Annotated in this window: 13 protein-coding genes and 5 pseudogenes; 6 read left to right on the top strand and 12 right to left on the bottom strand. The window is 39.7% G+C overall.

The window, feature by feature from the left end:
• Positions 1-17: 17 nt before the first annotated feature.
• Together FIU21_RS08090 and FIU21_RS08085 are read right to left on the bottom strand one after the other, a co-directional pair.
• Entirely contained in the window at positions 18-929 is a 912-nt protein-coding gene (locus FIU21_RS08090) for a sugar phosphate nucleotidyltransferase (RefSeq protein ID WP_004361206.1), read from the bottom strand.
• A gap of 650 nt (positions 930-1,579) precedes the next feature.
• Positions 1,580-2,287: a DNA alkylation repair protein gene (locus FIU21_RS08085; protein WP_004361205.1), complete on the bottom strand. Its 708-nt coding sequence runs from the start codon at positions 2,285-2,287 to the stop codon at positions 1,580-1,582.
• A gap of 200 nt (positions 2,288-2,487) precedes the next feature.
• On the opposite strand from FIU21_RS08085, the gene FIU21_RS08080 reads away from it, so the two are divergent.
• From FIU21_RS08080 to FIU21_RS08065, 4 genes and pseudogenes are all read left to right on the top strand, one after another.
• Positions 2,488-2,757, top strand: a complete 270-nt coding sequence (locus FIU21_RS08080) for a co-chaperone GroES (RefSeq protein ID WP_004361204.1) — start codon at positions 2,488-2,490, stop codon at positions 2,755-2,757.
• Positions 2,758-2,909: 152 nt separating this feature from the next.
• On the top strand, positions 2,910-4,535 hold the full coding sequence (gene groL, locus FIU21_RS08075) for a chaperonin GroEL (RefSeq protein WP_004361203.1): 1,626 nt from the start codon (positions 2,910-2,912) through the stop codon (positions 4,533-4,535).
• A 327-nt stretch (positions 4,536-4,862) separates the two neighbouring features.
• Positions 4,863-6,743 carry an IS1634 family transposase gene (locus tag FIU21_RS08070; RefSeq protein ID WP_172891357.1) on the top strand — a complete coding sequence of 627 codons (1,881 nt, stop codon included), beginning with the start codon at positions 4,863-4,865 and terminating at the stop codon, positions 6,741-6,743.
• A gap of 104 nt (positions 6,744-6,847) precedes the next feature.
• Positions 6,848-7,453 (top strand): annotated as a pseudogene (locus tag FIU21_RS08065) (transposase); the annotation flags it as partial.
• A 37-nt stretch (positions 7,454-7,490) separates the two neighbouring features.
• Here FIU21_RS08065 and FIU21_RS08060 read toward each other — a convergent pair.
• From FIU21_RS08060 to FIU21_RS08030, 7 genes and pseudogenes are all read right to left on the bottom strand, one after another.
• Positions 7,491-7,693: pseudogene (locus tag FIU21_RS08060) on the bottom strand (HU family DNA-binding protein); the annotation flags it as partial.
• 196 nt (positions 7,694-7,889) lie between these two features.
• On the bottom strand, positions 7,890-9,308 hold the full coding sequence (locus FIU21_RS08055; protein ID WP_254361455.1) for a fimbrillin family protein: 1,419 nt from the start codon (positions 9,306-9,308) through the stop codon (positions 7,890-7,892).
• A gap of 209 nt (positions 9,309-9,517) precedes the next feature.
• Positions 9,518-9,721 carry a hypothetical protein gene (locus FIU21_RS08050; RefSeq protein WP_004361199.1) on the bottom strand — a complete coding sequence of 68 codons (204 nt, stop codon included), beginning with the start codon at positions 9,719-9,721 and terminating at the stop codon, positions 9,518-9,520.
• A gap of 746 nt (positions 9,722-10,467) precedes the next feature.
• Positions 10,468-10,686: pseudogene (locus tag FIU21_RS08045) on the bottom strand (transposase); the annotation flags it as partial.
• A 390-nt stretch (positions 10,687-11,076) separates the two neighbouring features.
• A complete protein-coding gene (locus FIU21_RS08040; RefSeq protein WP_004361198.1) occupies positions 11,077-11,592 on the bottom strand; it encodes a HutD family protein in 516 nt (171 codons plus the stop codon).
• Positions 11,593-11,885: 293 nt separating this feature from the next.
• A pseudogene (tnpC, locus tag FIU21_RS08035) lies at positions 11,886-13,320 on the bottom strand (IS66 family transposase).
• Between the two features lie 261 nt (positions 13,321-13,581).
• A complete protein-coding gene (locus FIU21_RS08030) occupies positions 13,582-15,123 on the bottom strand; it encodes a sulfatase-like hydrolase/transferase (RefSeq protein WP_004361195.1) in 1,542 nt (513 codons plus the stop codon).
• Between the two features lie 121 nt (positions 15,124-15,244).
• Here FIU21_RS08030 and FIU21_RS08025 point away from each other — a divergent pair.
• Positions 15,245-16,161, top strand: a pseudogene (locus FIU21_RS08025) (IS982 family transposase).
• Positions 16,162-16,734: 573 nt separating this feature from the next.
• The gene (locus tag FIU21_RS08020) at positions 16,735-17,463 is read left to right on the top strand and encodes an HAD family hydrolase (RefSeq protein WP_004361194.1); all 729 of its coding nucleotides are present in this window, start codon (positions 16,735-16,737) and stop codon (positions 17,461-17,463) included.
• A gap of 176 nt (positions 17,464-17,639) precedes the next feature.
• Here FIU21_RS08020 and FIU21_RS08015 read toward each other — a convergent pair whose 3' ends face one another.
• The 3 genes from FIU21_RS08015 to rplU all read right to left on the bottom strand — a co-directional run bounded on the left by FIU21_RS08015 (position 17,640) and on the right by rplU (position 19,309).
• Positions 17,640-18,044 (bottom strand): OsmC family protein, encoded by a 405-nt coding sequence (locus FIU21_RS08015; protein ID WP_004361193.1) that lies wholly within the window; start codon positions 18,042-18,044, stop codon positions 17,640-17,642.
• Positions 18,045-18,684: 640 nt separating this feature from the next.
• Entirely contained in the window at positions 18,685-18,975 is a 291-nt protein-coding gene (gene rpmA / locus FIU21_RS08010) for a 50S ribosomal protein L27 (RefSeq protein ID WP_004361192.1), read from the bottom strand.
• A 16-nt stretch (positions 18,976-18,991) separates the two neighbouring features.
• Positions 18,992-19,309 (bottom strand): 50S ribosomal protein L21, encoded by a 318-nt coding sequence (gene rplU, locus FIU21_RS08005; protein WP_013263975.1) that lies wholly within the window; start codon positions 19,307-19,309, stop codon positions 18,992-18,994.
• Between the last annotated feature and the right edge of the window lie 307 nt (positions 19,310-19,616).

The raw sequence follows: 19,616 nt of genomic DNA, 5'->3' as shown, positions 1-19,616 counted from the left end.
CAGGCAGGGGTTATGAATTAGAACAATTTTGCTGGATATGTACCATCATCAACCAGTGACTGAATCTTTTCAACCACGCTCTGACGATCGGCAGCGTATGTTACGCCAAACCACTTGCTGGTAGTGTCAAGCACCTTCACGGTAGATGTACCATCGTTGATGAGCTTGTTTACCATCAATGGGATGAAGTATTCAGACTTCTTATTCTCCATATTCTTTGGTTCAGAGAGGAACTCCTTGAAGTATGCCTCGCTGTACTCGAAGTAGTCTGGTGTGAAGCCCCATACATTCATAGATACTGGAGTGTTCTCACCTACAGCAACCCACTCACCATTGTCGTCTTTGTACTTGATTTCGCCATCGCGACGCTCAATCTCTGTACGCTCAACAACAGTTGTCAAGTTTCCTTCAGCATCCGTAGAGCAAATACCACGAGCAACAGTACCATTCTCGCTCAGTGTGTTACCTACGCGGAAACCAACCATTGCATACTTATCTCTTGCACCCTCTGGGAGGTCAGCAAGGAACTTACCAATAACCTTGAAGCAGTCGCGGTTGTAGAAGTCGTCACAGTTGATAACGCAGAATGGCTCTTTGATAACATCTTTTGCCATCAATACCGCATGGTTTGTACCCCATGGCTTCTCACGACCTTCAGGTACAGAGAATCCTTCTGGCAGTGCATCGATACTCTGGAAAACAAGTTCTGCAGGGATATGACCCTCATACTTTGAAAGAACTTGGCTGCGGAACTGCTCCTCGAAATCCTTACGGATAACAAAAACAATCTTACCAAATCCAGCTTGGATAGCATCATAGATAGAGTAATCCATAATGGTCTCACCATTAGGACCCAGTTCGTCGAGCTGCTTCAGCCCACCGTAGCGGCTTCCCATACCTGCCGCAAGGAGTAATAATGTAGGTTTCATTTTCTTTTTTATATCGTTAAATTATATATTATGTTCTGAATGCAAAGGTAAGAAAAATATGGGATATATAATTATTTTATGTTATGAATTATGAGAGTTAAATATGTTGTTCGTTTTTAACTTTTTCAAGTTTAATTCAAATCACTCGTTATACCCTAACATTTATCATTCTTATTTAGAATGGTATTGTTTATTACTATCTTTCATTTTCTTATCAATATTTCGTCTATCTTTCTAATTGTTCATACTCTACAACGCTATATTACAAAGTATTATGTCATATAAAGGCGCCCTTATTTATAAGTTTTCTGAAAGGTAATAATGTTCTCGGGGTTTCGAATTTTGTTTACATTATTTCTTGTTTTACATCTTTAAAAATAAGCAAAAAACACTATTTTAAGTGCTTTTGTAACTCTCTTGTTATGAATTAGTTACAAGGTTAGATTTTAAAAGGTGCTTACTTGGCTTTCAAAAGGGCGTTAGTAAGACCTCAAAAGGGCATCTTTTGCAAGTCAATTGGGCGTTAATTTGAATGCAATTTGTGCTCTTTTAAAAATGAGTATATGAAAAAATATGACAAAAGAGTTGTTTTTACTCTTTCTCTGACCGTATGATTAGCATCCAAATGGAAGTAATAGAGTGGGGAAGTGTTAGGCACGTTTCATGAGAATAGCGCGCTCTTTGGGTGAGAACTTCTCAATTGCATAACGTAGCATGGTACGGGGCATGTCTGCTCGATGGCTCATCACGTAATCATAAAGTCGCTCAGGATTACGCTTTCCAGCTTCGCGAAGCATCCAACCAATAGCTTTGTGCATGAGGTCGTGTGGGTGTTGCATCATGAGGTCGCTAAGTGCATAGGTGTCTTCTAATTGTCCTTTACGAATGAATGCATATGTTGATACGATAGCGATACGATTATCCCATAGTAGTGGACTTTGAGCTAACTGATAAAGAATGTCACGTGATTTGTCAAGTAAGTATTCGCCTATGATGAAGCGACAAGATAGGTCAACAAGGTCCCAGTTATTGATTCGCTTAGTTTGAGAAAGGTAAAGATTGAATAGCTCTTTGCGTAAAGCTTCGTCTTTTTTCTTACTTTTCTCTACCATTATGATTAAGGCACAAAGGCGCACTTCATGCCATTCTGACTGTATCAGCTCCCGTATCTCCTCTATGGATATGTCTTTGTGTAACTTGGCAATAGCTCTGATATTGGGTACGGTGACACCTAAAAAACGGTCGCCTTCTCCATATTCTCCTTTGCCAGCCTTAAAGAACCTCGGGAAAATCTCTCGCTTCTCCGCATCTGATAGTGCTTGAAGTTTATTTGTTATAGTCTTGGTAAGTTGCTTCATTGTTAACCCTTTATTAATTTACCAACTTCTTTTCTCATGCAAAGATAATTATTTTCTTTTGTTTTTAGTCGAATAGGTAAGAAGAACTGACAGATTGTCAGTAAGTCCTTTTGGCATAGTTTTCGTATAATTGAAGGCGAAATGACTTGGTGACAGGTCATATACAGAATGAAAAATAAAATCTTAAAACATATACAATTATGACAATTAAACCTTTAGCAGACAGAGTCCTCGTGCTTCCAGCACAGGCAGAAGAGAAAGTTGGTGGTATTATCATCCCAGACACAGCCAAGGAAAAACCACAGCGTGGTAAAGTTGTTGCCGTTGGTAATGGTACTAAGGATGAGGAGATGATTCTCAAGGTTGGCGATGAGGTTCTCTATGGTAAGTACGCTGGTACTGAACTTGAGAATGAGGGTGAGAAGTATTTGATGATGCGTCAGAGCGACGTGTTGGCAGTTGTTGAGTAACACTTCTCCTATTCTCTCTTTATAGAAAGGTCTTAAAATAGCTGTAGTTTGGCTATTCTGTTATATCTTGTAGAATGATGTTATACATATAAGAGATAAAAAAGAATAGCAAACAACGCATAAATAAACAATCAAAATAAGGAATAAAGAAAATGGCAAAAGAGATAAAATTCAATTCAGACGCACGTGAACTCTTGAAGAGTGGTGTTGATCAGTTGGCAAATGCAGTGAAGGTAACACTCGGTCCTAAGGGGCGTAATGTTGTTATCGGTAAGAAGTTTGGTGCTCCACAGATTACTAAGGACGGTGTTACCGTTGCTAAGGAGGTAGAGCTTGAGGATAACTTTGAGAATGCAGGTGCGCAGCTTGTTAAGAGTGTTGCAAGCAAGACTGGTGATGATGCTGGTGACGGTACAACAACTGCTACTATCCTCACACAGGCAATTGTTACTGAAGGATTGAAGAATGTTACAGCAGGTGCAAACCCAATGGACCTTAAGCGTGGTATCGACAAGGCTGTAGCTAAGGTTGTTGATCATATTAAGGCTTCTGCAGAGGTAGTTGGTGACAACTATGACAAGATAGAGCAGGTAGCTACTGTAAGTGCTAACAACGACCCTGAAATAGGTAAGTTGCTCGCAGATGCTATGCGTAAGGTGTCTAAGGATGGTGTTATCACTATCGAAGAGAGCAAGACTCGTGAGACAAGTATCGGTGTTGTTGAGGGTATGCAGTTTGATCGTGGTTACCTCTCTGGTTACTTCGTAACAGATACAGATAAGATGGAGTGTGATATGGAGAACCCATATATCCTCATCTATGATAAGAAGATTTCAAACGTTAAGGACTTCCTTCCAATTCTCCAGCCAGCTGCTGAGAGTGGTCGTCCATTGTTGGTCATTGCAGAGGATGTTGACTCAGAGGCATTGACAACATTGGTTGTAAACCGTCTTCGTGCAGGTTTGAAGATTTGTGCTGTTAAGGCTCCAGGCTTTGGCGACCGTCGCAAAGCAATGCTTGAGGATATTGCTGTGTTGACAGGTGGTGTGGTAATCAGCGAGGAGAAGGGACTTTCACTTGATAAGGCAACTCTTGAGATGTTGGGAACAGCTAAGAAGGTTACCATTTCTAAGGACAACACAACAATCGTTGATGGTGCTGGTGAGAAGGAAGTAATCAAGGATCGTGTGGCTCAAATTAAAAACGAGATTGCAGCTTCAACAAGCTCATACGATAAGGAGAAGTTGCAGGAGCGTTTGGCTAAGCTCTCTGGTGGTGTTGCTGTTCTCTATGTTGGTGCTAACTCTGAGGTAGAGATGAAGGAGAAGAAGGACCGCGTTGACGATGCTCTTTGTGCTACTCGTGCTGCAATGGAGGAGGGTGTAGTTGTTGGTGGTGGTACCACATACATCCGTGCTCAGGAAGCATTGAAGGACCTTAAGGGTGAGAATGCTGACGAGCAGACAGGTATCAATATTGTTTGTCGTGCTATTGAGGAGCCTCTCCGTCAGATCATCGCTAATGCAGGTGGTGAAGGTGCTGTTGTAGTAAATAAAGTTCGTGAGGGTAAGGGTGACTATGGTTACAATGCTCGCAAGGATGTTTACGAGGATCTTCGTGCTGCAGGTGTTATCGACCCAGCTAAGGTTTCTCGTGTTGCACTTGAGAATGCAGCTTCAATCGCAGGTATGTTCCTGACAACTGAGTGTCTTATTGTAGACAAGGTTGAGGATACTCCAACTATGCCAGCTGCTCCAGGTATGGGTGGTATGATGTAATAAGCGTTTTATCAAGATATTATAAAATAAAAGGAAGACATTTATAGCGTCTTCCTTTTATTTTTTATTAATACGTTGTGTTCTTTATTATTTTTTAGCTGTCTATTTATAGCTGAGTTCTGTTCCTTTATTTATACTTAAAAGTTCCACTTTCTTATCGCTAACCCAAGTTTAACCGGCAAAATTATTTTTCATAAATTTTCGGGATGTTTTGTGTAGTATCAATTTGATAAATGATTGATAATCAAGTATAGGGTATTGTAACGAGGAGTAAAATCTGATTTGTAGGACACAGCCATATCAAAATTATTTTGTTACTTTGCACTCATGCACGCAAATGTACAGACACGATTCAACCCTGCCACAGGCGACATGGCTCCTTATTATCGCATCAAGGAGTCATATCGTGATGTGCAGGGTCATGTACATTCGCTAATTCTGTTGAACATCGGGTTCGAACCTTCACTTACTGCTGTACAGGTCCGAAAAATTGCATACGCTCTTACCGAACGCTTCAAAAATAGAAGTACACCCTCGCTTTTCAAAGAACACCTTGACGGTCTTACTCCTATTGAACAGGCAAAGGCTGACGAATGGTGGAGCCGTATGGAGAAAGAAGGTGGAATCGATCGGTTTAATAAGGAAGAGCAGAAGTCGCTGAGAAAATATGAGAACTATATTGACCTTGAGACGGCAAACTATACTGACGCAAGGAATGTTGGTGCAGAGTGGCTCTGCAAGCAGACAATAGACAAGCTGCAATTAGAGGGTTTTCTGCGCAAAAACGGGTGGACGGAAAATGCGATACACACGGCTTTGTCAGCATTGATTGTTCGCAAGGTATATGCAGTTTCTGAACGTTCATCTTATTATTATTTGCGCGATAACTCGGCTGCCGCTGAACTTTATAGTGGAGTTCCTGGCTGGACACCAGGAATCAATTCTCTGTATAAAATCACTGACAAATTATATGAACTAAAGGAACAGTTAGAGCGTCATTTGTGCAGCGTTACTGACGATCTCTTTAATATAGACAACAAGTTGATGCTCTTCGACTTAACCAACTTCTATTTCGAGGGTAGTAAGCGTAATAGCGATAAAGCCAAGTTCGGTCGTTCAAAAGAAAAACGCTCTGACTGTAAGCTACTTGTACTTGCATTATGTATCAATAAAGAAGGTTTTATACGTTATTCTTCTATCTTAGAGGGTAATACAGCAGATCCCAAGTCTCTACCCAATATGATTGATACACTGGCAAAGAGGAATCCATCACGAACCAAGGATACGCTCGTTATCATGGATGCAGGTGTTGCCACGGAAGAGAACTTGGAGTTAATAAAGAAAAAGGGTTACAATTATCTCTGCGTATCCCGTACGCAAATGAAGGACTATACGCTCAGTGATGATAATAAGAGCGTTACGGTAATGGATGCCCGTCGGCAAAAGATAACGCTGAAAGAGGTTAAGACAGAGGATGATAAGGATTATTATCTCGAAATAACATCTCCTTCGAAAGCTATGACAGAGTCGTCCATGAACAGGGTTTGGAAAGAGCGTTTTGAGATGGAACTGCAGAGGATAAACGATGGAATCTCCAAGAAAGGTGGAACAAAGACCTATGAAAAGGTTGTTGAACGTATAGGACGTGCCATACAGAAGTACCCTTCTATAGCGAAATTCTACCAGATAAGCTACATAAAAAATGAGAAGAAACTCAAGGAGATGCTGCGTGTAGACTGGGAGATAAAAGACCTCTCGACAATGGAATCTGGTCACGGAGTCTATTTCCTCCGCAGCAATGTCAGGACACTTTCTGAGCGTGTGACATGGGAATACTACAATCTCATTCGTGAGATAGAATGTACGAACAGACAACTAAAGAATGAACTCAACCTCCGTCCTATCTATCATCAGAAAGATGAGCGAAGCGACGCACACCTTTTCTTTGGTTTATTAGCCTACTGGGTGGTAAACACTATCCGTTGTCAATTAAAACGAGAAGGAGAATCCTGTTACTGGACCGAGATAGTACGACGTATGAGTACCCAAAAGCTCGTCACCACAAAAGGGAAGAATCCATTAGGTGAAACCATCGAGATGCGCCAATGTAGTAGTCCTTCGAAGCAAGCAAAACAGATATACGATAAGTTGAACTTAAAACACTTACCATTCAAAAAGAATAAAATTTGTAGGACACAGAGCCCATAAGAAAAACGAGGAAAGTACGGTGACAGCAACAATTAGGCGAAAGTGGGTGTTAAACTTGGGTTGAGTTTTCTCTCCGTATTCCACGCAGCCGCAGTGGTAATTAGGGGGTATTGGAAGATGGAAGCCGAAAGGTGTTAAGTGTTGTCAATCACCTCAGCGAAGGGGATATATGCTGGAAGGAAGAGGTTAAAGCGTTGAAAGAACGGGGAGTCATTCCGATAGACTTAGTAGCTGTCTGTGCAACTTTTCCCCTGGCAGCCCATCAGTTTTGCGTAGTTCATCTCAAGCGACAGATACTGAATTGTGTCTCACATAAAGACAAACCGCAGTTGGCTGAGGAACTCAATGATGTCTTTGCTTTAGAAAACAAAGAGATGGAATCTTTGTTGGGATATGAACAATTTATTACTTTTGTAGCCAAATGGGAAAAGAAATATCCAATATTGAAAAAGTATAAAGTCGAACGCAACATCGCTTACTTTACATATATGGGCTTCCCAGTGCAAGTGCAAAAATACATATATACGACCAATTGGATTGAAAGACTCAATAGAAAATATAAGAGAACGATAAAAATGAAAACATCAATGCCATCAAACAAGGCGGTACTTTTCCTATTAGCAAGTGTTGCCATGGAAGAAACAAAAACAATATATGCAAAAAAAAATATCAATAGAAATTCTGGAAACAAAAGAAAGAAAAATGAATGAATAAAAAACAAAGAAAAGAAGAGAGAACTTACACACTCTTTACGGAACGACCTTGCGCCATGTAGTCGCCCATCACGCCACCCAATGCCGTCAGTGCGGCACGCACGTCGGCAGGGCTTACGGTCGATTCAGCTGCCACACGCTTGGCTACCTGCTCGGTAGTGATGGCAGAACCCACGAAAACGGACTTGGGATACTCTTGCCATTCACTCTCATCTTCATTTTCTTGTAGAATGCGATAGTTTTGATTATTTTGTGCCTTCGGGCGGCGGAGATGTTAACAACGACTAAAGTATAAGTAGTGGGCATCTAAAGTATAAGTAGTATCCCACTAAAGTATATTTAGTCAAAATATGTATCTGCACCGCCCGATAGCTTGGTTAATGTTTGGATTTTGATTGCCGGAACATATCTCATTCTTCTTGAGAATCGTCCATCAATATTTCAGTTCTTCGGAAAAACCATAGAATTGATAGTTGCTACCAAGAGATATCGATGTGGAAGAAAAATTCAGACTGAGAGAACGCTTAGGGTTCTGCTTTGAACTTGTAGCCGACCAATAGTATCCGTATCCGCTGACATACTGTAATTGTCCATTTCTATAGAAGCCTTTAGCAGGGAGATAGAAATAGTTAGCAATCTTTGATTTTTCAGGACGTCCATTGACAACACTGTTGTTGGAGAAAGAATATTCAGGGAACTCGTAAGTTGCTTGACGGTAATCGAATCCGTTGTAAGCAGCATACATATTCTGAGGGGTCGTATGATTTTCAGCAGCAATCACTTCTTGCTTTTTCAGCCACATCCCGCCTTTACGGAGACGTCCAAGCAGCGTCCAGAGTTCTGTACCATCCCAATGAGGGTCTCCTTTTTGCGTATACCATATGATCTGGTTGACAGTAGGGCAATTTGCTGCGGTATTTGCAGCCCAGTTGACGCCAGTTGAAGGTACATAATACCAACGGTCCGGATCAGCATTCTGGCTTTTGGGATAATTATCATTATAGCCGAGAGCATCTTTAGGCTGCACATTCTTGAATCCATACCAATACTCCTTCTTGGCATCCCACATGTAGTATTCCGAAGAAAGCTCCTGTGGACTCAGATTAGCCGTGACATCGTAGATTTTCCCTGCCTCGCAGGTAAGGTCCACATACTTGGTGACGGTTCCCTCTATGGTTCCGTCAGGATTGTCGGTCTCGTTCCTAAGCCAATAGCGCACGGTGAGGCTATGCGTACCTGGGGCGATGACCATGTAGGCACCGTTTGCATCAATATCGGTTGTCGTATTGGTGACGGGGAATCCGCCGCCAGTGGTCAGAGTGATGGACTTCGAACTGTTTGACACAGGCTCTGCGGAAAGGGTGCCTGTAGAGAAATCGTATGTCCCGGCGATGGCATCCTCGGAAATCACCTCAATCTTGAAGAGTTTGCTTCGATGGACATAGTCGTTCGACGAGCGAGGCAGGAAGCAGAGGTAACTTGCCTTGTGGTCGAGCTTGAACTTGAACGAATTACCAGTGCCCGAAGCCGTAGCGGTGCCACAGTCACCCGAAGCTCCAGCATGACTAAAATCATTGGGAACTGTTTGGGTCTGTGTAGCAGCGATGGTCACCTTGTCGCCTGCTGTGCCGTTTGCACCGGTATAATTGACAGTACACCCATTGCTGAAAGTCCCCGACAACGTGAATACTCCGTGCGTCCTGTCCGCATTGAATGTGCCTGCACCACTTTGCTGGAAGTTTCCGCCAGTATCCTTCACCCAAATTTTATCTCCTTCCGACCAATAGGGTATAGCCCCATTGTCAATGTTGTGGCTGATGGAGGTACGCGTCATGACCTTGGCTTGTGTCACGTTCTCTTCGGTTGAGAATGTGACTGTGGTAGCAGTGCCCGCCACCTTGTCCTGCCGGTTTCCGGTTTGCGAGGTTTCATCGTTGGAACACCCCGCGAGTACTACACCCACAAACAACAATACTATATGGAATAAATTTCTGTATTTCATATTCTTTTTTATACTCAATTCTTTAATTTTTTATATACTCATTTTTTCATTCAATCTTCCTACATATTCCTGCCTATGGGAAATTCCTGTTCATCTTCGTCTTCTTCTAAGAAATACCACCGTTTGGCATCTCCAACAGTTCCTCCTTGTCCGATACCTGAGTGGTCGCCACTTGCCTCTACCATCAGAGACTCAATTCCTACACCGACAATCTCGATTGCCGGGCAGATATACATCTGTTTCTTTGAATCTTTCTGTTTCATTTTTATAATTGTTTATGTGAATGTTCTGTTGTTATTTCGTCCTTTCAGAAGTTGACGAAAGGACATGGAAAATCAGACAGAGGATTCGTCGTGAAATCCTTTGCCTAAAGGGGTTGCGCAGGGTCGCCTCGGGCGCGTATGCGAGAATGTTTTGGGGTGACGTTACGCCAGTAGCGCCTATGTGAGAGAGTAACAAATTATTTGGAACTGCCAAATAATCCAACGATAAGTTTACGGCATTTTTCACGCGACAACTTGCAGAAAAACCTTGGTTTTCCTGTATTGCGCATATACCTTTATTATATAAGGAAACCTGCCATGAATGGTTATGTCTCTCTAATACGTTCAATGCCTGATAATTAAGATACGGGTGCAAAGATAGTTAAAGTTTCCGAAACTTGCAAGAAAAAACGGAAATAGATGTGGAAATGGTACGCAAACTAATGCACATTTGCCACATCGCAATCGTATTCTTTTTATGTCATTGACGTAGTATGTAGTCATTCCGTAGTAATGAGGAATGATATTCCCCAACTACATTCTAATCTTTTTAGGACACTACCTATTAAGCTAATAGTCTCATTAGCCCAATATCTCTTATTAGTCCATTACTTACTGGAGAGAGTGAAGTTTCTAACAACTTTGAAAAATTATTCTGTGTGGTGATGTTAGGACTAACAAATGTTAATATCTTATATTATAGTTTCTCCACTTTATATCAGATGTGTAATTTGCGGTACAATCATATAAGGGGGTATGTGACTTCTTTCCATAACAGTACCCTTTGTTAGGAGAGTACGACAACCACAAGTCTTACATTGAAATGCTTTTCTACCATCTAACCATTTGTGCTCAATATAGCCACATTTAGGACAGGTAATTCCTACATCTTCCCGAATCTGACGAAAATAGTCTATACAGCTTTCTTCGTCAGGAAATATTTGAAAGAAATCTTTAAGTAACATTAAGTTCATCATTTCTTGCAAAAGAAATTGAATTACAGATGTTTATAAAGAAAGATTGTTTAAATTAACATTCTTTAGTCCTAACATCACCACACAGAAAAAAAATATTACATAATATGCTGAAGAAAGGCTTAAAAAAGAGCAAAAAGGTTGCATTTTCAAAACCATCGTAACTTTCTTATAATCAATTAGTTGTATAGATGCATTTCAAAAGGTGCTTAGTAAGGGTTCAAAAGGGCGTTAGTTAAAGTCTAAAAGGGCATCTTTTGCAAGCCAATTGGGCGTTAATTCAATCGCTACTAAGCATCTTAAATTTTAGAAGCATGACTTTATTTTTACGAAAAAGAAGAGTCATGGGAACGACTCGGAGGCGATAAGAGCGATATTCCCCTATTCCTCAAGCCGAACAACGACCGATTTTCCTTTTAGATGGAAAGGTTTTTCGAGGATTGCCGTATCATGTTTACGGATTGTTTCACCCTCAATACTGCAATCTTCAAGGGCAAATACAATCGTTCGACGGCTATCCGTGAATTGTGCTTCCACCATAATTCCCACCTCAACGCTGATACCGTGTCGCACAATAATATTAAAATCAACTGCTCCCTGCGTATTCTCCGAACTTACTTTCTCGTCACCTTCAAACTTATACAAAGCATTGTGAGACAAAGTGATACGATGCCGCTCTTTTATCAGCGTTATCTCTCCCTCCAAAGGTAGGATATAGCGGGTGAAACCCGTGAAATCTGAGAAATCGCTCGCCACGTCGTCAATAATGGCAGACGAGATACGCACATCGAAATGCCTTGCTGACAAATCGCCGTCAGCAGGTGAGATAAAAATCTGACGTGTGACACCACCCTTCCATGTGGTAGTCTTGTAGGATGATTGGGGGAGTGTGGTCATAATGTAATAAAAAAAAGCCTCACCCCCCAAGAGGGTGTGTCAAAATGCAAATATCATTTTGATAATCTTACAGTTTGAAACAATCCAATAAAAAATGACAATTTCTATACTCGATTTTGAGTAAAGAAATGGTCTTTTCTTTGCCTTTAGAAGACTCCTACTTATAGATTGAAAGTTGTCAAGTTATTAATTTGCATTTTGACACACCCTCAGTGCTGGATACAATTTGCTTGGGAAGAATAAAATACTGTAATATTCAGCGATACCCGATATATACAGTGCATATCAATTTATCAAACCTTAAATAAGGCTTGAATCACATTATATGGAGTTTTGTCGTGCTTCTTAGCTGTTTCTACAATCGAATGAAGTTCAAGAAAAGCGTCTGCTCCGAAGTCTGAACGAAATGTACAGGAGTTTTTCAGTTTGATTTTTAGCTTGCGTATTTCTCTTTCGCTTCCATTATTGTCAAATGGTATCATCGGATTTTCGAGGAAATTGAAAATGTAATCTCTGCATTTGACCAAGCCTTTTCTGAACGTAATAAACTTTTTACCAAGCTTCTCTATATTCTGTTTGAGCAGATTGTCTAAACGTCGGGTCCATGACACCTTGTCTATAACGTCGTTCGGATTGGTATTTCGCTCGTGAATAGCTTCACGGAACAGATTGGTTACTTTTCCAGACCACTCTTGCTCAGTGTTCAACTCTGAGAGATATTGCAGTTCGCGGAGTAAGTGAGCAAGGCATACCTGATGGTTGAGGAAATGGAGTGCAAAGTATGCGCTATGGCGGTCGGTAACGGCAGTCATTCGTTCCAAGCTATCGCCAAATTTGTCTGCTAATACCTTCGATCCTCTTCCATCAGCACGGAAAAGCAATGTGTAATAAACAGTCTGTGCAATCCATGCCCAGTCGAGTCTTTTGTTACAGTACAAGCCGCTCTCATCGAAACCAACAACTGCTGATGACTTGATATATTCTTTAATCTTATCAATCACAGGTTGCGCATTTCTCTTTGCCTCATTTACCCAGTTCACCAGCGAGCCTTCGCTTGGAGTGAGTCCAAATACCTCACGCAAAAAACTTGCTATGCGACCGTAAGGAAGAAATTGCACGACACTCAGATAAACCACTAAGACCTTTATGCTTGAATCATATACCACGTTGTTTGATCGCCGTCTTGGTGCCGTCCGAATACGTTCACCACAGTTCTTGCATACCATCACATAGTGTCGGATTTCCTTGATTACGGGCTTCAACTCTGGAATGGAAATAACCTGCGTCACATAATCAAGCACACGTTCTGTATCTGATAAAGATTCTCCGCAACGAGTGCAATAGTTGGGTACCTCATCAAGTGTCTCGTTAGGTATGGAAGAACAAGACAACTTATGCCCATCATGCCCCTTTTGTCCTCCCGGCTTCTTACCACTTGGCTTACGGAGGCTTCTTGTTCTTCTGATAACCTCATCCTTTATACGCTCCTTGCTTGGCGGAGTACTGCTTATTATTAGAGTTTTTGTCAGGTTTTTCATACTTAGCCAAGCGTTCCCGTAACTTTATAAGTTCCGTATCTTTCTTGCGAATTTGGAGGTTCAAAGCATTTATGTTACGGTTCAATTTAATAATCTCGGCATACTGCTGATTGACAGTTGCACGCAATAATCGCATCTCTTCCGTCATGGCTTGTAATACTTTTGATATGTCCGTAACCTGCTCTTTCATAAGTATAAAGGTACAAAGAAAATCTGAAGTACGAAAGAAAAATAAGTATCTTTATAGCCTTTATACGAAGATTTTACAGGAGAGAATACAGACTGATCAATACCGCTGAATAGTTACTAGTATACAGAAGAATTACAAGAAGTGTTAAAAGTGACAGCAAATCAAAACAAAACTATTCTTGTAAGATATGGAATAGTTTTACTGTTAGCTATATCGAAAGAATGGGAGGTCTTAATTTCTATCAAACATTAATTAATAGTACTATCTATTTCTCTCTTCTTTCAATATTAATTGCATACGAGAAACCTCATCAGGGTGCTCATCAGCAACATTTTTGGATTCGAAAGGACTGACAGTCATATCATAAAGTTGGGGAAAAGGAAGATTTCCTGTTTCAATCTTTGGTCCCCATTGAATCATTTTTGGTCCGTTACTTGGTTCAATGTACCGATATTGAGCGGTAAGCACTGAAAGGACATGTGTGTTAGATTGTCCAATTACATAGTTGCGCCCCTTCAGGTCTTTACCAAGAAGGGTAGGGAGGTAGTCACGACTGTCAGGTGCACTACCTTTTGGAAATCTTGCTTGAACGAGTGAACCCAAAGAAGATAAAAGGTCAATCTGACTCACAAGTGCTTTAGACACCATTCCTCCCTTAATCTTACGAGGCCAAGATATAACTAATGGAACAGCTGTCCCGCCTTCAAAAGCACTATATTTATTGCCACGGAAAGGACCAGCAGGGCTATGACCATTGAGGAGTTCTTCTGCACAATCCTGATATCCATCATCAACGACAGGTCCGTTATCGCTTGTAAGAATAACGAGTGTATTGTCATCTATCTTCAGTTCATGTAGTTTCTTCATTAACTGTCCGACAGTCCAGTCAAACTGGACGATAGCATCACCTCTCACTCCCATTGTATTCTTTCCCCGGAAACGCTTGTGAGGGAAGCGAGGAACATGAACGTCATTTGTTGCGAAATACATAAAGAAAGGTTCTTTCTTATGGTTTTCAATAAATTTCACTGCGTGTGCAAGTATTGAGTCGGCAAGGTTTTCATCCTTCCAAAGAGCCTTTCCACCACCTTTCATATAGCCAATTCTGCCGATTCCATTAACGATAGACATGTCATGTCCATGACTCGAACGCATATTATAAATGAGTTCTGGATTCTTACGTCCTGTAGGTTCATCCTCAAAGTTTCGTACATAGGATACTTCTATTGGGTGAGCTGGATCATAGTTTGCAACCGAACCATTCTCTATAAAGACACATGGAACGCGATCTGCAGTAGCAGCCATAATATAATGATAATCAAAACCAAGATCACCTAATGACTCTGGCAAAGGTGCATTCCAGTCTTGTTCACCACTTTTGTCACCCAGTCCAAGATGCCACTTCCCTATAGCACAGGTAGCATATCCACGACTCTTAAACATATCAGCCATCGTAAACTGACTCGGTTTTATAATCATACCAGCATTACCAGCAGCTACATCTGTACCTTCTCGATGCCAAGCATATTCACCAGTAAGAAGCGAATAGCGAGAGGGAGTACTTGTTGCCGCAACAGCATGTCCATTCGTAAAACGTATACCTGACTGTGCGAGCTTATTAATATTAGGTGTTTGAACATTCTTGGCACCATAACACTCTAAATCACCATAGCCAAGATCATCAGCCAATATAATAATTACATTTGGCTTATCTGTAGTTGTTCCACGTGTTTGAGCTAAAGCTTTCTGACCTGTTCCGATTGCAGAAGATACTAAGGCTATTGTCAAGAGTTTTTGTTCCATTTTGTTTTTAGTTTCCAATTAACCTGAACTCGGGATAAGAAAAGTCTGCAAAAAGTTGGTAATCTCATTATATTTTTGTAACTTTATAGTTGAAAATCAATCAATTACAATAAATATAACAATGATTACCAAGGACAAAATTACTGAAATTTTCTGTATTGCAGATGACTTTTGCAAAGAATTTGAGTTAGAAACTGATAAAATAGTTCTTTCAGAAAAGAATAAAGGATGTCATCGCCATCGCAGGTGGCGTATGAGTAAGTCTGAAATCATAACGATATTAATTTGCTTCCACTTTAATTCCTATCGTAATTTTCGTCACTATTATACCTTTTTCGTAAAAGAGCATTTAGCAGATTTATTTCCAAATCAATTGTCTTATAATCGTTTTCTTGAATTAGAGGCAAGAGTCTCTGTAGAGATGATGATGTTCCTGCAGATATGTTGTTTTGGGAGGTGTACTGGTATTAGTTTTATTGACTCAACTTGTATTCCAGTTTGCCATAATAAACGTATTTGTCGCAATAAGGTTTTTAGAAATTATGCAACAAGGGTAAGAGTACAATGGGATGGTATTTTGGATTCAAACTACATCTTATCTGTAATGAAAGAGGTGAGATTCTAAACTTTATGCTCACTAAAGCAAATGTTGATGACCGAGACGAAAATGTATTTAACAGATTGACAGACAATGTATTTGGTAAATTGTTTGCAGACAAAGGGTACATTTCTCAAGGATTATTTGAGCGATTGTTCAATGATGGAATAAATTTAGTTACTGGCATTAGGAGTAACATGAAAAACAAACTAATGCCACTTTATGATAGACTTCTTCTAAGGAAAAGATCTGTAATAGAGACTATCAATGATGAGCTAAAGAATGTAGCTCAATTAGTGCATTCAAGGCATAGAAGCATATTTAATTTCGCAATGAATGTTCTCTCTGCTATTGCAGCCTACAGCTTCTTTGAGAAGAAGCCAGCAGTGAACATAGACTTTGCTATAGAGCAACATTCGGGACAGCTTACATTATTCTAAAGTAATCTGTTTTTTAGGTTCAATCAAAAGATTGAGTCTAAAGAGCCGTTGTACTAAACCAAACAGAAGAGTGATATGATACTTATCCCGAGTTCAGGTAATTAGGTAAATATTTGGACTTTATAGATGTAATTTATGAAAGAATAGTATTCAAAATATACATCTTCTTTCCAAATTTAAACGACCACAAAGAAAGCAAAAATATTTGAATTAATCAAATTTTTCAACGTATTAATTACCTCAACATCGTAGTTGAAATAGGGCTTGTCAATGTTAACAGAGCGCATAAATAAAATACGTTTATTAACGCATATATACGGTTTGTCGATAAATACAATGTATTTGCACATAATTAATAAAAGTAAAATTAACAATTTTGTTGATAAAAATATTGATAAAAAACTTGTAATGACGAAAAAAAGGATTATCTTTGCTGCAAAAAGAAAGGAAAGGAGGATTTATTATTTTTGAAAGGATTTTTATTATTTACCGTCTACGACCAGCCTTTATTGGACAAGGTTCAATAAAGAAGAGAATGTTCACGATAACAATAATATCTAATTTTTTAGGCTTATGACGGAGATTTCACTTATAGCATTTGATGCTGATGATACACTGTGGGGTAGTCAGACCTACTTTAATACAGTGGAAAAAGTGTACTGTGAGATTCTTGCCCCGTATGCTTCTGCAGATGAGGTGTCCCATACTCTCCGCGCCACTGAAAAGGCTAACATACCACTCCTTGGTTATGGAAGTAAGGCTTTCATGCTATCACTAATAGAGAATGCGGTCAAAATCAGTCACGGAAAGGTAAAAGGCTACGATATCGGACAGATTGTCGAGGTAAGCAAAGAATTGTTGCGATTACCAGGTCATCCTTTCGATGGTGTTAAAACAACATTGGCAAAACTGCATGACACTGGTAGATATCGAATGGTTGTATTTACAAAAGGAGAACTGCTTGATCAGGAAAATAAGTTTCAACGCTCGGGACTACGTCCCTATTTTGATGATATTGTTATTGTATCGGATAAAACACCAGATGCTTATAAACGACTTTGCAAGCAGTTTGGTGTAAAAGCAGAGCAACTATTGGCGGTCGGAGATTCATATCCAGAAGATGTAGCTCCAGTATTAAAAATAGGAGGATGGGCGATTCATATTCCAAATTATATGGATAATGAGGACAGATCATATCTTAATAAGATTCATCCACATTTGATAAGGTTATCACGATTTGCAGAACTGACTAATTTCTTGAGTCCTAACTCCAGGTTAATTGATGAGAGGAAGCTTTCATAACGTAGACTTCTGGCTAAAAAGAAGTTCTTTTGGAAGTTACTAATTAGTAGCATATAGAAGGAATAAAGTCCTGTCATAATCAGTTAATAAATTATGGCAGGACTTTTCTTTATATAACAGATGATAAGCAGTTTGACAGCTAATTACCTTATATTGTCGACATATTAATAGTGCTTTTAATCGTACACAAAGGTGAAAACCTTTTCTGCAGTTAACGTATTACCCACAAAACATGCTTTGTTAGCAATATACTCAAACTTCTTACGCTGTTTTTCATCAAATGAAGCCTTAAGATGAAAAGTTATCGGAATACGAGTAACTGTGAACTTTTGCATATCTTCTTCGCACTCACCAACTTCAGCATAACAGCCAGTGAAGTCTACACCTCCACGCTCAGCTTGCAAACCCATAAGAGTTAGAACACAAGCAGATAATGCGTTACCTAATAGTTGAACAGGGTTTTGATTTTCTCCAAGGCCACCAACTGCTTTTCCAGCATCTGTTGTTACGAGAACTCCCGATCTTACGTGTTTTGCCTCAACGCGTCCCTTCCCTTGATAAATTGCATTAGTTACTACCATAATAGATATTCTTTAATTGTGAATCAAAATAATTCTTTATAACTGAATTGATATGACAAATATAATATATTATGTTGAGAATAGCAACTAAAAGGACCATTATTTATTGTCGGATTTAAAAGCATATGGAAACCATAAATACTCAATGCAACACAGAAGGGTTACAAATCGTGAAGTATTCTGATGGTAGTGTAAAAAAGTGGTTGTTAAATAATAATGCGACTTTATTTATTAAGAAGTAAGAACAAGGGCTCAAATCATTCATTATGATTTAAGTAGGCTTTGTTTTAGTGTGAGTAGATTTAATCATTAACTTGATTCAAGAACAAACTAATATAGAAAGAGTCATATTTAACCCAAATCGGTCATTAGACCACAATATGTATAATTCTTCTTACTATGGTGTTGTTTCCTAACATCTTTTATTTTCTTATCGGCATCTTGTGTGTCTTTGTAACTTGACGTAGCCCGCTATGCCTGCGTTACAAAGCCAAACAATCTGCTCGATAATAAAACAAAATATATTTAGCCTCTAATGACCGATTTGGGTTAAAGTACTCCTATAAAAGCATGAATCCCGGCTCCAAAAGGAGACCGGGATTATGTTGTTTGTTTGGAATAGTTGTTTGTTTGTTTCGCTTTAAGCTTCTGGCTTTACAGTCTTAGCAGCGTAAACTTCCTCTGAAAGGACAGAAACAGTACTCTTGTTGTACTTGCCCTTGTGGAAGTAAACAACACCGTCTGCAAGTGCATACAATGTGTCGTCCTTACCCTGTGCAACGTTCTCGCCTGGGAAGTGCTTATTACCGCGCTGGCGAACGATAATGTTACCTGCGATAATCTTCTGGCCACCCCAGATCTTAACACCTAAACGCTTTGAAGCTGATTCGCGACCGTTCTTAGAACTACCTACACCTTTTTTATGTGCCATTCTTAAGTCCTCCTTGTTAAGCGTTAATTGATTTAATTTCTACCTGAGTGAAGTGTGAACGATGACCGTTCTTCTTTCTGTAGTCCTTACGACGTTTCATCTTGAAGACAACTACCTTGTCGCCTTTTACGAGAGGAGCTACTACCTCAGCTACTACCTTTGCGCCCTCAACAGTTGGTGCGCCTACTGTGACTGTTCCGTTGTTATCAACCAACAGAACCTTGTCAAACTCAACAGCCTTGCCTTCTTCCGCATCTTTGATGTGGTTTACGAAGAGCTTCTTGCCCTCCTCAGCCTTGAACTGCTGACCGTTAATTTCTACAATTGCGTACATTTTTTTATTGTAAACGGGTTTGTACCGCTGGGCGGCTGAGCATCTATCCAGCACTTATTCTGAGCCCAAAACGGCATAATCGGTTGCAAAGTTACTAAAAATTAATGTTATGTAACATAATAATAGATGATAATTCTTGCTTAATTAACAATAATTAGAGCATTTATAGCACATAAAGTTACTTTGAAGTAGAATCAGTCAATAAAATTAGATCTATTATGTATGAAAATTAAACTTGATGATTTCTTGTCAATATACCCAAGTATACGCACATAAAAGAAGCTACTTTCAAGTTTAATTGAAAGTT

Source organism: Prevotella melaninogenica (genome assembly GCF_013267595.1).
Taxonomy (GTDB): Bacteria; Bacteroidota; Bacteroidia; order Bacteroidales; family Bacteroidaceae; genus Prevotella; species Prevotella melaninogenica_D.
Note: the sequence above shows the minus strand (reverse complement) of the source record. Positions and strands in the feature narration are given on the sequence as shown.